This is a genomic window from Bowmanella dokdonensis (assembly GCF_017254865.1).
GTDB classification, from domain to species: domain Bacteria; phylum Pseudomonadota; class Gammaproteobacteria; order Enterobacterales; family Alteromonadaceae; genus Bowmanella; species Bowmanella dokdonensis.
On record NZ_JAFKCV010000009.1, the window covers coordinates 17,750 to 30,129 of the forward strand.

Below are 12,380 nucleotides of genomic sequence, written 5' to 3' on the forward strand. Positions count from 1 at the left end.
TGGTCAGTGCCACGTTCCTCAGACTTAATGTCTAATCCGATTGGAAGGAAAGCGATTTGACCATTATCAACGATCAGAACTATCCCCACCTGGACAAACTGCTATGGGTAATGGATAAATTGCGCGACCCCCAGACGGGCTGTCCCTGGGATCTCAAGCAAAGTTTCCAGACCATTGTGCCCTATACCCTGGAAGAAGCTTATGAAGTGGCCGATGCTATTGAGAAGGGCAGCATGGAAGAGATCAAGGAAGAATTGGGCGACTTGCTGTTTCAGGTGGTGTTTTATGCCCGGCTGGGCAAGGAGCAGAATCAGTTCGATTTCGAAGCCGTTGCCGCCGCCGTTGCCGACAAACTCATACGCCGCCATCCCCATGTATTTGGTGACAGGGTATTGACAGAAACCGAGGTAAAGGCCAACTGGGAAGCGGAAAAAGCCAGGGAACGGGCACAAAAGCACAGAGACGGGGAAAGCAGTGTCCTTGACAATATACCCCCTGTGCTGCCGGCCCTCAGCCGGGCTGCCAAAATTCAGAAGCGTTGCGCCACCGTGGGTTTTGACTGGCCCGATACGGATGGCGTCTTTGCCAAAATTCAGGAAGAAATCCTTGAGGTTCAGGAAGAGCTGCAAAGACCCCAACGGGATGAGCAGGCCCTCGAAGAAGAGCTGGGTGATTTGCTGTTCGCTACCGTAAATCTCGCCCGCAAACTGAAAAAGGATCCGGAAACCCTGCTCAGAAAAGCCAACAGCAAATTTGAGAAACGCTTCCGGCAGGTAGAGATGCAGATTTGCGCATCTGGCATGAGCCTGGAAGAAGCCAGTCTGGAGCAAATGGAGCGGGTCTGGCAGCAGATTAAACATGCCTGAGACATCTGTCTCCAGACTGCGTGAGACAAATGAGTTCTGGACCACCCAATTTTGCCCGGACATTGAGTCCGCCCGTTAAATCTACACAAAGTACCGACTAATCAAATAGTTGTCTTAAGAGGCCTGGGCAGCTATGGTTTCTATTGAGTCCCTTTGTTGTCCAGTCTGAATAGGGGTTCTGAACTGCAACGCCCCGGGGAGCCGTACTAAAGGATCCCCACTACCTGCGCGGAGAAGGATTCGGAGTCGCTTGTGTTAGCCCATCAGCAATTGTTTAGCTTGCGTCTTGTCGATTATCTCGCTCCTGAATCGGTGGAGATATTTGACAGTTGGCGCTTTATGGGTCGCGATTGGTGCGGGGAAGCCTTTGGTGCGACCGAATTCCTCCGTCCCAGAGAGAAGCCTGAGCAGACACATCTGGTGAATCTGGATTTGCAGGAGATGCCGGCAAACCAGATACGGGCGCTTCTCGCCCGCCTGGATCTTGCCCTCAGACCTGGCATGACTGAGCAACAGGTAGTGGACCAACTGGGAGTGCCCGCTAAGGTGCATGATTTCTTACCCTACAGGAAGACCCTGGATTACCAGATTTTTCAGCCTGACCCGTACCAACTTTCCCTGACTTTACGTATAAATGATGGACTTAGCAGCATCTTATTGTTGGCAGAAGAGCTGAACAAATAGACACTCTCAGACAGTAAGGACTGGGGCCATTATCAGCACCTGCCACAATCTATGGGAAACGTTCAGCAGTTGGGGTTGCAGTATCTATGAGTGAAAGTCAAACAGTGAGAAAACATGAAATCTTCTCCACTACAGTAATGGAATTCTGGTTGGAGGAACACCAGAGTTGGAATCCGCAACTCAAGCAGGTCGTTAAGAAGGAGCAACTGGAAGGACCGGGCCTGAGCAAAACCAACAAGGGGGGATGGCATTCTGACAAGTCTTTGCACAGGAAAACCGATCCCAGCGTGCAAACATTGGTGCAGCACATCCGCCAATCGTTGTCAGAGTGGGCCATGGCCACCTTCGTTCTGGAGGAGCGGCCCGAGGCAGAAAAATGGGACATTGAGCTCTGGGCCAACATTAACGGCAAAGGGCACTTCAACAAGGCGCATGATCATTTCCGCTCCGGCATAGTTGCCAGCGGTTGCTACTATCTGCAGACCAATGACCGGATGGATGAAGGTCGCATTATCTTTCTGAACCAACTAAGCCTGCCGGACTTTACTGAATCCGCGATGAGACCCCGCCAGCAGTCCTTTGCAATATCGCCCAGAGACGGGCAGTATCTGATTTTTCCCAGTTGGCTGGGGCATCTGGTAGAGCCGCATAGTTATGATGGTGAACGTATCAGCCTGGCTTTCAACGCCGGACACCCGAGCCTGATGGTCAGGCGTAAGGGGGACCGCCTGGTCAGGGAGAAACTGAGGAAGTTGCTTAAGTGAAGACCAGACGATAAGAAAGGGGAGAGTCACAGGTGAAAACTATCGGTCTGTTGGGAGGGATGAGCTGGGAAAGCACGCTGGTCTACTACCGGGCCATCAATCAGGAAGTCAAACGTCGGCTGGGTGGTCTGCACAGCGCCAGAATATTGATTAACAGCCTGGATTTTGCCGGCATAGAGATTCTGCAGCGTAAAGGAGACTGGCAATCGGCAGGGGTGCAACTGGCCGAGGCCGCTCAGGCGCTGCAAAGAGCTGGGGCAGACTTTATCCTGATCGGCACAAACACTATGCATAGAGTCGCGGACGAGGTGGAAGGTGCGTTGAGGGTTCCGCTGCTGCATATTGCCGATGCCACAGCCGAAGAGCTGAACAGAAGGGGCATCAGCAAGGTTGGCCTGTTGGGCACAGCATTTACCATGGAACAGGCGTTCTACCGCGACAGACTGGCCAGGCGGCAGATAGAGGTCATCATTCCGCCGCAGGCACAGCGCCAGGAAGTGCACAGGGTTATCTATGAGGAGCTATGTCAGGGCCAGTGCCTGGACGCTTCCAGACAGAGGTACCTGGAGATCATTGACGCGCTGCACAGAGCCGGCGCTGAAGGGGTCATTCTGGGCTGTACCGAGATAGGCTTGCTGGTTAATCAGGATGACACGTCGATGCCGCTTTTTGATACTTGTGCCATTCATGCCTGCAAGGCAGTGGATTGGGCGCTATCCTAACTAGGGCGTGTTTATCTTTCATATTGACACTCTGCTGGAGGCCATTTTTTTGCCCAGCAAGGAAGAAGGAGTGCGGTTTAGTGGGCCTAAATAAGCGACTGATGACGCCGCTGGACGGAAAAATGGCCCCAGCCCGAAGGGTTGAGGCTAAAAACCCCTCACTCTGCGTTGCTCCCAACTTGTTTAGATGGCTAAACGTCGTTACTCGCGCCTTGATTGAGGAGTTTTTCGCTCTCAACAGAGGCCAATATGAAAGATAAACACGCCCTAGGGATAGGTCACGCCAATCATTAAAAACTGCAGAGGAGATGCAAATGGCAGAAATTACATTAAAAGGAAACACCGTCAGAACCAAAGGCCAGCTTCCAGAGGTCGGTAGCCAGGCTCCTGCTTTTAAGCACTTGGTTAAGGCGGATCTTTCTGAAGTCAGTTCCGATGAGTTCCGGGGCAAGCGGCTGATTCTGAATATCTTTCCTTCCCTGGATACCGAGACCTGCGCCATGTCGGTTCGCAATTTTAACCAAAAGGCCACCGATCTGGAAAATACGCATGTGTTGTGCGTTTCCGAAGACCTGCCTTTTGCGATCGGTCGGTTCTGCGGCGCGGAAGGGATCACTAATGTGGTGGCAGCGTCGAGTTTCCGTTCCGGTTTTGGCGATGACTATCAGGTCCGCATGACCTCAGGTCCCTTGTCCGGCCTGCTCTCTCGTGCTGTGGTGGTGATCGACGGTTCAGGCAAGGTTTTATACACCCAACAGGTGGCAGAGATAGCGGACGAGCCTGACTATGATGCTGCTCTGAATGCGTTGAAGTAATTCCGCTGACAAGAAAGCAAAAAAGCCGGTCTGAATCAGTCCGGCTTTTTACCATTGCAACAGTATTACAGCCTAGAGTTCGCGGCTGAACACCGACTCAAGATTCAGTCCCTGATGGCCAAGCATGTCACGCAGGCGTCGCAGGGCTTCGACCTGAATCTGTCTGACCCGCTCCCGGGTCAGGCCGATTTCCGCGCCCACATCTTCCAAAGTGGAGGGCTCGTAACCCATCAGGCCGAATCGCCTGGCCAATACTTCGCGCTGTTTGGCGTTCAGTTCATTCAGCCAGTGGACGATACTCGAGCGCATGTCCTTATCCTGCAGCTCATCTTCCGGTCCATGACCTTTCTCATCGGCGATAATGTCCAGCAGCGCCTTGTCATTGTCATTCCCTATGGGGGTATCCACCGAACTGATGCGTTCGTTCAGACGCAGCATTCTGGTGACATCCTCTACCGGCTTGTCCAGCGCCTCGGCAATTTCATCGGCGGTGGGCTCGTGGTCCAGTTTCTGTGCCAGTTCGCGGGCGGCACGCAGATAAACATTCAGTTCCTTGACCACATGAATAGGCAGGCGAATAGTGCGGGTCTGGTTCATAATGGCGCGCTCTATGGTCTGGCGGATCCACCAGGTGGCATAGGTCGAAAAGCGGAATCCCCGTTCGGGATCGAATTTTTCCACCGCCCGAATCAGTCCCAGGTTACCTTCTTCTATCAAATCCAGCAGTGCCAGTCCCCGGTTGTTATACCGGCGGGCAATTTTTACCACCAGTCTGAGGTTACTGACAATCATGCGTTTTCGGGATGACTCGTCGCCCTTCAGGGCGCGGCGCGCGAAGTAAACTTCTTCTTCGGCAGACAGGAGTGGAGAATAACCGATTTCTCCGAGGTACAATTGTGTCGCGTCGAGATTGCGATGCACTTCTTCCTGGTTGGCAAGAATCTCTTCCATGGGGTCAACTTCGTCTTCTACATCCTCTATTTCGGATTCGACAACGTCGTCAACTTCGTCATGCAATTCGGCATCGGCGATGGCAGTTTTTTTCTGACCCATAACAGCATCTCCATCAATTTATCTGTTGGTTGGTAAAGTTCCCCTCTTTCTAACGTAACTTCTTATTGTTTATTGTTTTTATTGATCCGGAAGAAAACGCAGTGGGTCAACCGATTTGCCTTTGTAACGTATTTCAAAGTGCAACATGACCCTAGACGTACCACTGTCTCCCATTTCAGCTAATTGTTGTCCTGCTTCCACCCATTGCTGCTCCTTTACCAGGATGCGGCTGTTGTGAGCGTAAGCCGTCAGGTAGGCATCTGAATGTTTCACAATAATCAGATTACCAAAGCCCCGTAAGGCATTCCCTGTGTAAACAACTTTGCCAGCTGCGGCGGCCAGAATCGGCGTACCAGCAGCATTGGCGATATCTATTCCTTTGTTACCCTGTTCTGTCAGGGAAAAGCGCCCAATCAATTTTCCTTTGGCTGGCCAAGTCCAATCACTGACCTGCCTGGGAAAGTCGTCCGGCTCTGTTTTTGCGGTGGACTTTTGAGCATCTTTAAAACCACCATACGCCTGCTTTTTCGGAGGGTCAACTGGCTGATTTGCTTTTATTTTTGAGGTCCGACCAGATGGTTTTGCTGCGGATTTTGTGCTTGCCTGGCGTGATTCTGACAAGCGTATTTCCTGTCCGGGGTAGATGTTATAAGGGGCTGTGAGGCCATTGAACCGGGCCAGATCCTGGTAGTCATTGCCCGAATACCAGGCGATGGAAAACAGCGTATCGCCTTTTTTTACCCGGTAAGTTTCACCGGTACCCATCTGCTCAAACTGGCGGAAGGATTTCGCTTCACTCAATTCCATCACAGGGGCGGGGGCGGAACGACTACCGCAGCCATTGAGCATCCATGCAGACACAATCAGGGGGATCCAGCTTCCTCGCCAGCCCAGCATCCTGATTACCTCAATATCAGGTACAGGACAATGGCCAGCACGACCATGGCCCAGCCCAGAAATTCAACATAGTCCCTGAGCCGTGCTTCCATTCTGGCTCCTCCCCATCGCATCAGGCCTGCCACCAGATAGAAGCGCATTGCCCGGCCCAAGGCCGAGGCCAGCAGAAAGGGCAGAAAAGCCATCTGCAGGAAACCGGCACTGATAGTAAAGACTTTATAAGGGATGGGCGAGAATCCGGCCAGGAATACCACCCACACGCCGTAGGCTTCAAACCAGGATACCGCCTTGTCCATTCTGGCCTGGTAGCCCATCTCCTGGATCCAGGGCTGTAACAGGGATTCAAATGCCAGCAGACCCAGCAGATAACCGGCGATACCGCCGAGCACCGAAGCGCAAGTCGTCAGCAGGGCATAGGACCAGGCTTTGTCAGGTCGGGCAAGGGACATGGGGGCCAGCATCACATCGGGGGGAATGGGGAAGAACACCGACTCTGCAAACGTCATCCCGCCCAGGTACCAGGGGGCATGCCTGTGCCTCGCCCAGACCATGGCTTTGTCATAACAGTACTGAAACAGCTTCAAATGACGGCCCCAGGCACCAGCGGCACAAAACGCACGGCTTCGACCACTTGTTGTTCGTATTCTTCGCCGTTGCGGGTCACGGCCAATAGCTGCTGGCTGGCCTCCCCGATGGGGATGATCAAGCGGCCGCCGTCATTCAACTGTTCAAGCAGCTTCTGAGGCATGCGACTGGCAGCGGCAGTGACGATGATGGCATCAAAGGGCCCCTTGCTGGCCCAACCTTCCCAGCCGTCTCCGTGCTTCATGGCGATATTGTGAAGATCCAGGGACTGCATGCGGCGTTTAGCCTGGTATTGGAGGGCCTTGATCCGTTCCACGCTGTACACCTTGCCGAACAATTGCGCCAGGATAGCGGTCTGATAGCCGGATCCTGTACCAATTTCGAGTATGTGACGGGCCGGATTGGGGGCGTCCAGCAAGAGTTCTGTCATCCGGGCGACGATATAGGGCTGAGAGATAGTCTGACCCTGGCCGATGGGCAATGCGGTGTTCTGATATGCCTGATGTTTCAGTGCATCGGGCAGAAACTGCTCCCTTGGGGTGGCGGCAATGGCCCTGAGTACGTCCGGGTTGGCTATGCCTTCCCTCTGCAGCAGTTGGGCTAAGGTATCGCCCTTGCGGGTCGTGGGTCTGAGTGCTTGTATCATCTGTGCTCTGTTATCGTTGTTATTAGAGTGCTTCTATCCAGGTCTGCATGTCTTCCAGGCTCTGATAGGCGGTCATATCCACGCTCAGCGGCGTCACCGAACAATAGCCGTTGGCGATGGCGTGAAAATCCGTGCCTTCCCCGGCGTCCTGCTCCTGGCCGACTTTGCCGTACCAGAAAATTTCCCGACCCCAGGGGTCCTGGCCCCGTACCATGGCTTCGGCTCGGTGCCTGCGCCCCTGGCGGGTTACCTGCAGGCCTTTGAGCCGGTCATGGGGCAGATCCGGGACATTAACGTTGAGAATCTGATCGGCTGGCAGCGGATGCTCTCCCAGTCGGCGGATGATATCCCTGACCACCTGGCCGGCGGTATCGAAATGGCCGCCCTGATAGTTGCACAGGGATACGGCAATCGCGGGCAGGCCCATATAGCGCCCTTCAGTCGCTGCCGCCACGGTGCCGGAATAAATCACATCATCGCCCAGATTAGCTCCATGATTAATCCCCGATACCACCAGTTGCGGGTCATCATCGAGAAAGCTGTTGATGCCCAGATGCACACAATCAGAGGGCGTGCCGTTGACCGCATAAAAGCCGTTTTTCATTTTCTGGATGCGCAGCGGCTGTTGCAGTGACAGGGCATTGCTGGAACCGCTGCAGTTACGATCCGGGGCAATGACCGTGACCTCGTGGTCTTGGCTTAACGCCTCATAAAGGCTGGCCAGTCCTTCGGCGTGCACACCGTCATCATTACTCAACAAGATCCGCATTTAGTTTCCCTCTGCCGGGTGGTTTTCAGTCTGAATCAATTCTCGGGTTACCGAGGTGGCGAATCCCCCTGACGGTAACTCGAAGCTCAGCTTCAGGGTATCGCCATTAAGCTGCCATTCCAACTCACAAGGATATTGCACCAAGGATCGCCTGTCCTGTTCAAGCCCCAACTGCTCCAGGCCCTGGATCAGCTCTGGAAATTCTAACGCGACCGATTGTTCCAGTGCCAGTGCCTGGCCTTTGGTGGCAAGGTCGCCCTTGCCCCACAGCGGCGCGCTGATCATGATGTCCCGCTCTGCCAGTCGCGAGATAAGGGTGCTGTCGGGCTCATCGGCACAAAAATAGCTCTGGCTGCCCCTAAGGATCATAATGTCCCCAGCCAGGGGCTGGCTGAAACAACTCCCTCGCAGCCGCCGGTTGATCACTTCGTTAAACAACCAGCTGCGCAGCGCCGATATGCACATTGAACGCTTTTGCCTGTCCCGGATGATTTCGCCACCCAGCATCCGTTCACCCAGGCGCAGGTTGCCGTCGTTCATACCAAAGCGTTGCTCGCCAAAGTAGTTGGGAACGCCATCGCTGAGGTGATTCAGTCTCTCCACCACCGAGTCCGGTGCTGACAGGCCCTTCAGCGTCAATTCAAACTGATTGGCCTTGTGGGTGCCGGTGCGGAGTTTTTTATTATGCCGCACAGCCCTGAGTATTTCTGCACCAGGCACCTGGAAGGCCGACCAATCCGGATCCTGTTTGCCGGGCAGGTGCAGGCCTATCCATTGTTCGGTGACCGCATGCTTGTCTTTGCGTCCCGAAAAGCTGACATTCCTCGGATGCACGCCGGCAAAGCGGGCCAGCTGTTCAGCCAGCCAGGCTGTATTAAGGCCGGTTTTGCGGATCCACAAAAACAGGTGTTCTCCCTCGCCGCAGGGTTCGAAACCCAGCTTTTCCCGGACGATGAAGTCCTCGGGTTGCTGCTTCATTACGCCCTGACTGACCGGTTTGCCGAGAAGATAGGCCCAGTGGCCGGTTTCCAGCCTCATGGGCAGGCTTCCAGCAGGACCACCGCATGGCAGCCTATGCCTTCCTTGCGGCCGGTGAAACCGAGCTTTTCCGTGGTGGTGGCTTTGACATTGATCTGTTCGATAGCGGCCGACAGGTCGGCGGCAATGTTCTTACGCATGGCGTCGATATGGGGGGCCATCCGCGGTGATTCCGCCACGACGGTGACATCCAGGTTCCCAAGGCGGTAGCCCTTACTGCTGACCAGCGCGAAGACATGGCGAAGTAGCTGGCGGCTGTCGACGCCTTCGAACTGGCTGTCGGTATCTGGAAAATGCTTGCCTATGTCACCCATGGCAAGCGCGCCGAGCAGGGCGTCACAGATGGCGTGTAACGCCACGTCGCCGTCAGAATGGGCCAGCAGGCCCTGGACATAATCGATTTCCACCCCGCCGATAATAATGGGACCGACCCCACCGAACTTATGCACATCGTAGCCGTGACCAATACGGATATTCATTTGCGCCTCCAAAGGTTATGCATCATGCATACGGGTCAGATAAAACTCTGCCAGGATAAGATCGTCCGGCTGTGTGACCTTGATATTACAGGGACTGCCTGGCACCAGATTGACCTTGCCGCCAGCCCACTCTATGGCCGAAGCCTCGTCGGTAATCCTGACACTGGCTTGTAAGGCCCTTCGCAGCGCGTCTTTAAGCTGGGGTAGCGGAAAAAATTGCGGTGTCAGTGCATGCCACAAACCCTCCCGTGATTCTGTCCTGAGGACCAGGTTGTGTCCATCGCCCCGCTTCATGGTGTCCCTGACGGGAATGGCCAGTATCCCTCCTGTTGCTCCCCTGGCCAGGGCCAGCAAAGTGTCCAGATCCTGATGGGGCAGGCAGGGTCTGGCGGCATCATGTACCAGTACCCAGTCGTCGTTATCGAGTGCCTCCAGTCCCGCCAGAACTGAATCGGCCCGCTCGGCGCCCCCCTCTACCCGCTGCAGCCAGGGTTCACCGGCCAGCGGTAACTGTTCGAAGTAGGGGTCCTGCGGATGCAGGGCAAGAATGACCTGTTTGATGGCAGGATGGCGGATCAGATTTTCCAGACAATGTTCCAACAATGTCTTGCCGGCAATTTTCAAGTACTGCTTGGGTACCCGGTTTTGCATTCTGGCACCCACCCCTGCGGCGGGAACCACGACGCTGTATTGTTTCGTAGATGGCGGCATGAAATTTCTGGCTGGCCTATTGTTCGGGTGGCAGGATACGGTAGAAGGTTTCCCCTTCCTTGATCAGACCCAATTCGTTACGGGCCCTTTCCTCAATGGCCTCCAGGCCGATCTTGAGATCTTCGATATCGGCCTTGAGCAGGCCGTTGCGCTGGGTCAGATTAGCATTCTGCCGGGCCTGCAACTCCACTTCCTGTTTCATCTTCCAGTAATCGGGAACACTGTGTTTGCCAAACCACAGACGGTATTGCAACAGGCAAAGCAAGGTAAACAGCACCAGGCTTATCCATTTCATGCAATACCCCCACAACCAGACATGGGGCTATTATGCCGGGCTGATCCGGGCAAGTCTATCGGTGAAACCTGCAGCCTGGATAGTCAAATGGCTGCCTCTACAGCCAACCTTTATATTTGAAGAACAGGTAGGGGGTAATACCTGACAATATCATCAGCCCCAGGGCCCAGGGATAGCCCAGCAGCCATTGCAGCTCCGGCATATGCTGGAAGTTCATGCCATACATGCTGGCGACGAGCGTGGGCGGCAGAAAGACCACCGCAGCAATGGAAAAGATCTTGATGATCTGGTTTTGCTCGATATTGATAAAGCCCTGAGTGGAGTCCATCAGGAAGTTGATTTTGTCGAACAGGAAAGTGGTATGTGACATCAGGGTCTCAATATCCCGCATGATTTCACGGCAGGACTCCTGCAAATCCGGGTAGTCACGCAGATGACGAAGCAAAAAGGAAATGGCCCGCTGTGTGTCCATCAGACAAAGGCGAATTTTACCATTGCTGTCCTCGGACTTGGCCAACTGAGCAATGGCCTCTTCCAGATCTGAACCCTCTTCTTCGAGCACCAGATAGCTGGTTTTTTCCAGGTTGCGGTGAATGTCCTCCAGATTATCCGCAAGGTTTTCCACTTTTTGTTCCAGCAGGGTAACCAGCAATTCTGCCGGGGAATGGCTTTCCACCTGGCCCCTGCGCGCCCGCATTCTCAGCAGACGAAAGTCTGGCAATTCGGTATCGCGGATGGTGATCAAACGGGCTGGCTGGAGTATGCACGCCACCGAACTGGTCACATGGCGGCCTTCGCTTTGGGTCAGGAACAGCGAATGCACGTGAATACCGGCCTGATCGACAAAGTAACGGGCAGAGGCTTCAATCTCCTCCATCTCATCGAGTTCAGGCAGATCAAGGCGGATCAGATTCTGCAGAGCCTGGCGTTCAATTTCCTCCGGCTCCTGAGCGTCCAGCCATTGGGCCTGACTCACCAGATGACTAAGATCCTGTTCGTCGGTGCTGATTTCTCCGATAAACCCCTGCTCGAATCTGAATAGTTTCAGCATTGTACCTCCTATTGACTGATCACCTGGTAGCCCAGATAGCCCGTATAACCACAGTAGACCAGCACCAGAACCAGGCCTTCGAGGCGGGTGATCCGTCCCTGACCCTTCAGGCCCAGGCCCATCAGCAGCAGACCGATGGTCAGCGCCAGCATCAGTGCCCAGTCCCGGGTTAGCACCTCGGGGGACACCTCAAGAGGATGAATTCCCGCTGCGATCCCCACCACCGCCAGGGTATTAAAGAGGTTTGAACCCAGCACATTGCCCAGGGCCAGGTCATGTTCACCCTTTCTGGCTGCCATCACGGCCGAGGCCAGTTCCGGCAAAGAAGTGCCGATGGCGACGATAGTCAGGCCGATGATCAGATCGCTGACCCCCAGTGACTGGGCGATAGTGACTGCACCCCAGACCAGAATACGTGAACTGATCACCAACAGGACAAGGCCCACCACCAGCCAGATAATCGCCCGTTTAAGCGGCATCGGATGACTGGCCAGTTCATCATCCACTTCGGAGGAGAGGATATCCTGGCGCTGGCTCATACCTTGTTTGATGGACCATCCCATCAGTATCAGCAATAGCAGTATCAGTATTGCCGCGTCCCAGCGCGATAGCTCGCCGTCGTAGAGCTGCCAACCGGCAATGAGGGTGACGCCCAGCAACAGCGGTAATTCCTTGCGGATAATCTGTGATTGCACGGCGATAGGCGCCAGCATGGCGGTGATCCCAAGTATCAGTGCGATATTGGTAATGTTCGATCCGTAGGCATTGCCCAGGGCCAGGCCAGGATTGCCGTCTGAGGCCGCCAGCGCGGAGACCACCATTTCCGGGGCAGACGTGCCAAAACCTATGATTACGATACCAATGAGCAGGGAGGGCATGCCGGCATGCTTGGCAGTGGCGGCCGCCCCTTCGACAAATTTGTCTGCACTCCAGACCAGTAAAGCCAATCCGGCCAGTATTGCCAGTATCGCCATCGTCATCAATCTCTCCTGTGGTGGTTGCGGG

Annotated in this window: 16 protein-coding genes; 5 read left to right on the forward strand and 11 right to left on the reverse strand. The window is 54.6% G+C overall.

Features of this window, described 5'->3' with window-relative positions:
* The first annotated feature begins 56 nt into the window (after positions 1 to 56).
* The 5 genes from mazG to tpx all read left to right on the forward strand — a co-directional run bounded on the left by mazG (position 57) and on the right by tpx (position 3,851).
* A complete protein-coding gene (gene mazG, locus J0A66_RS14980; RefSeq protein ID WP_241264229.1) occupies positions 57 to 866 on the forward strand; it encodes a nucleoside triphosphate pyrophosphohydrolase in 810 nt (269 codons plus the stop codon).
* A gap of 252 nt (positions 867 to 1,118) precedes the next feature.
* Positions 1,119 to 1,550, forward strand: coding sequence for a hypothetical protein (locus J0A66_RS14985; RefSeq protein WP_206574653.1), 432 nt, complete (start codon positions 1,119 to 1,121; stop codon positions 1,548 to 1,550).
* A gap of 86 nt (positions 1,551 to 1,636) precedes the next feature.
* Positions 1,637 to 2,314 carry a TIGR02466 family protein gene (locus tag J0A66_RS14990; protein WP_206574654.1) on the forward strand — a complete coding sequence of 226 codons (678 nt, stop codon included), beginning with the start codon at positions 1,637 to 1,639 and terminating at the stop codon, positions 2,312 to 2,314.
* Positions 2,315 to 2,346: 32 nt separating this feature from the next.
* On the forward strand, positions 2,347 to 3,036 hold the full coding sequence (locus J0A66_RS14995; RefSeq protein WP_206574655.1) for an amino acid racemase: 690 nt from the start codon (positions 2,347 to 2,349) through the stop codon (positions 3,034 to 3,036).
* Positions 3,037 to 3,350: 314 nt separating this feature from the next.
* Positions 3,351 to 3,851: a thiol peroxidase gene (tpx, locus tag J0A66_RS15000; RefSeq protein WP_206574656.1), complete on the forward strand. Its 501-nt coding sequence runs from the start codon at positions 3,351 to 3,353 to the stop codon at positions 3,849 to 3,851.
* 72 nt (positions 3,852 to 3,923) lie between these two features.
* Here tpx and rpoS read toward each other — a convergent pair whose 3' ends face one another.
* The 11 genes from rpoS to J0A66_RS15055 form a co-directional block, all read right to left on the reverse strand.
* On the reverse strand, positions 3,924 to 4,904 hold the full coding sequence (gene rpoS / locus J0A66_RS15005) for an RNA polymerase sigma factor RpoS (protein WP_206574657.1): 981 nt from the start codon (positions 4,902 to 4,904) through the stop codon (positions 3,924 to 3,926).
* 78 nt (positions 4,905 to 4,982) lie between these two features.
* Positions 4,983 to 5,765 (reverse strand): peptidoglycan DD-metalloendopeptidase family protein, encoded by a 783-nt coding sequence (locus J0A66_RS15010; protein WP_338143901.1) that lies wholly within the window; start codon positions 5,763 to 5,765, stop codon positions 4,983 to 4,985.
* Between the two features lie 41 nt (positions 5,766 to 5,806).
* Positions 5,807 to 6,385 carry a YqaA family protein gene (locus J0A66_RS15015; RefSeq protein ID WP_206574659.1) on the reverse strand — a complete coding sequence of 193 codons (579 nt, stop codon included), beginning with the start codon at positions 6,383 to 6,385 and terminating at the stop codon, positions 5,807 to 5,809.
* Positions 6,382 to 7,032, reverse strand: coding sequence for a protein-L-isoaspartate(D-aspartate) O-methyltransferase (locus J0A66_RS15020; protein ID WP_206574660.1), 651 nt, complete (start codon positions 7,030 to 7,032; stop codon positions 6,382 to 6,384). Before J0A66_RS15020 ends, J0A66_RS15015 begins: the two co-directional genes overlap by 4 nt.
* A 22-nt stretch (positions 7,033 to 7,054) precedes the next feature.
* Complete coding sequence (gene surE, locus J0A66_RS15025; RefSeq protein ID WP_206574661.1) at positions 7,055 to 7,801, reverse strand: 5'/3'-nucleotidase SurE; 747 nt, start codon at positions 7,799 to 7,801, stop codon at positions 7,055 to 7,057.
* Entirely contained in the window at positions 7,802 to 8,833 is a 1,032-nt protein-coding gene (gene truD / locus J0A66_RS15030; RefSeq protein ID WP_439098874.1) for a tRNA pseudouridine(13) synthase TruD, read from the reverse strand.
* Positions 8,834 to 8,835: 2 nt separating this feature from the next.
* Complete coding sequence (gene ispF / locus J0A66_RS15035) at positions 8,836 to 9,318, reverse strand: 2-C-methyl-D-erythritol 2,4-cyclodiphosphate synthase (RefSeq protein ID WP_206574663.1); 483 nt, start codon at positions 9,316 to 9,318, stop codon at positions 8,836 to 8,838.
* A gap of 15 nt (positions 9,319 to 9,333) precedes the next feature.
* Positions 9,334 to 10,029 carry a 2-C-methyl-D-erythritol 4-phosphate cytidylyltransferase gene (ispD, locus tag J0A66_RS15040; protein ID WP_206574664.1) on the reverse strand — a complete coding sequence of 232 codons (696 nt, stop codon included), beginning with the start codon at positions 10,027 to 10,029 and terminating at the stop codon, positions 9,334 to 9,336.
* Positions 10,030 to 10,045: 16 nt separating this feature from the next.
* Positions 10,046 to 10,324 (reverse strand): cell division protein FtsB, encoded by a 279-nt coding sequence (gene ftsB, locus J0A66_RS15045; protein WP_206574665.1) that lies wholly within the window; start codon positions 10,322 to 10,324, stop codon positions 10,046 to 10,048.
* A 97-nt stretch (positions 10,325 to 10,421) separates the two neighbouring features.
* Entirely contained in the window at positions 10,422 to 11,375 is a 954-nt protein-coding gene (gene corA / locus J0A66_RS15050; RefSeq protein WP_206574666.1) for a magnesium/cobalt transporter CorA, read from the reverse strand.
* Positions 11,376 to 11,383: 8 nt separating this feature from the next.
* Positions 11,384 to 12,355 (reverse strand): calcium/sodium antiporter, encoded by a 972-nt coding sequence (locus J0A66_RS15055; protein WP_206574667.1) that lies wholly within the window; start codon positions 12,353 to 12,355, stop codon positions 11,384 to 11,386.
* Positions 12,356 to 12,380: the final 25 nt, after the last annotated feature.

Excerpts from the sequence above, each read along its gene's own strand:
- tpx (WP_206574656.1), top strand. The coding sequence starts at position 3,351 with ATGGCAGAAATTACATTAAAAGGAAACACCGTCAGAACCAAAGGCCAG.
- surE (WP_206574661.1), bottom strand. The coding sequence starts at position 7,801 with ATGCGGATCTTGTTGAGTAATGATGACGGTGTGCACGCCGAAGGACTG.
- ispF (WP_206574663.1), bottom strand. The coding sequence starts at position 9,318 with ATGAATATCCGTATTGGTCACGGCTACGATGTGCATAAGTTCGGTGGG.
- corA (WP_206574666.1), bottom strand. The coding sequence starts at position 11,375 with ATGCTGAAACTATTCAGATTCGAGCAGGGGTTTATCGGAGAAATCAGC.
- J0A66_RS15020 (WP_206574660.1), bottom strand. The coding sequence starts at position 7,032 with ATGATACAAGCACTCAGACCCACGACCCGCAAGGGCGATACCTTAGCC.
- ftsB (WP_206574665.1), bottom strand. The coding sequence starts at position 10,324 with ATGAAATGGATAAGCCTGGTGCTGTTTACCTTGCTTTGCCTGTTGCAA.
- rpoS (WP_206574657.1), bottom strand. The coding sequence starts at position 4,904 with ATGGGTCAGAAAAAAACTGCCATCGCCGATGCCGAATTGCATGACGAA.
- J0A66_RS14990 (WP_206574654.1), top strand. The coding sequence starts at position 1,637 with ATGAGTGAAAGTCAAACAGTGAGAAAACATGAAATCTTCTCCACTACA.
- J0A66_RS15055 (WP_206574667.1), bottom strand. The coding sequence starts at position 12,355 with ATGACGATGGCGATACTGGCAATACTGGCCGGATTGGCTTTACTGGTC.
- ispD (WP_206574664.1), bottom strand. The coding sequence starts at position 10,029 with ATGCCGCCATCTACGAAACAATACAGCGTCGTGGTTCCCGCCGCAGGG.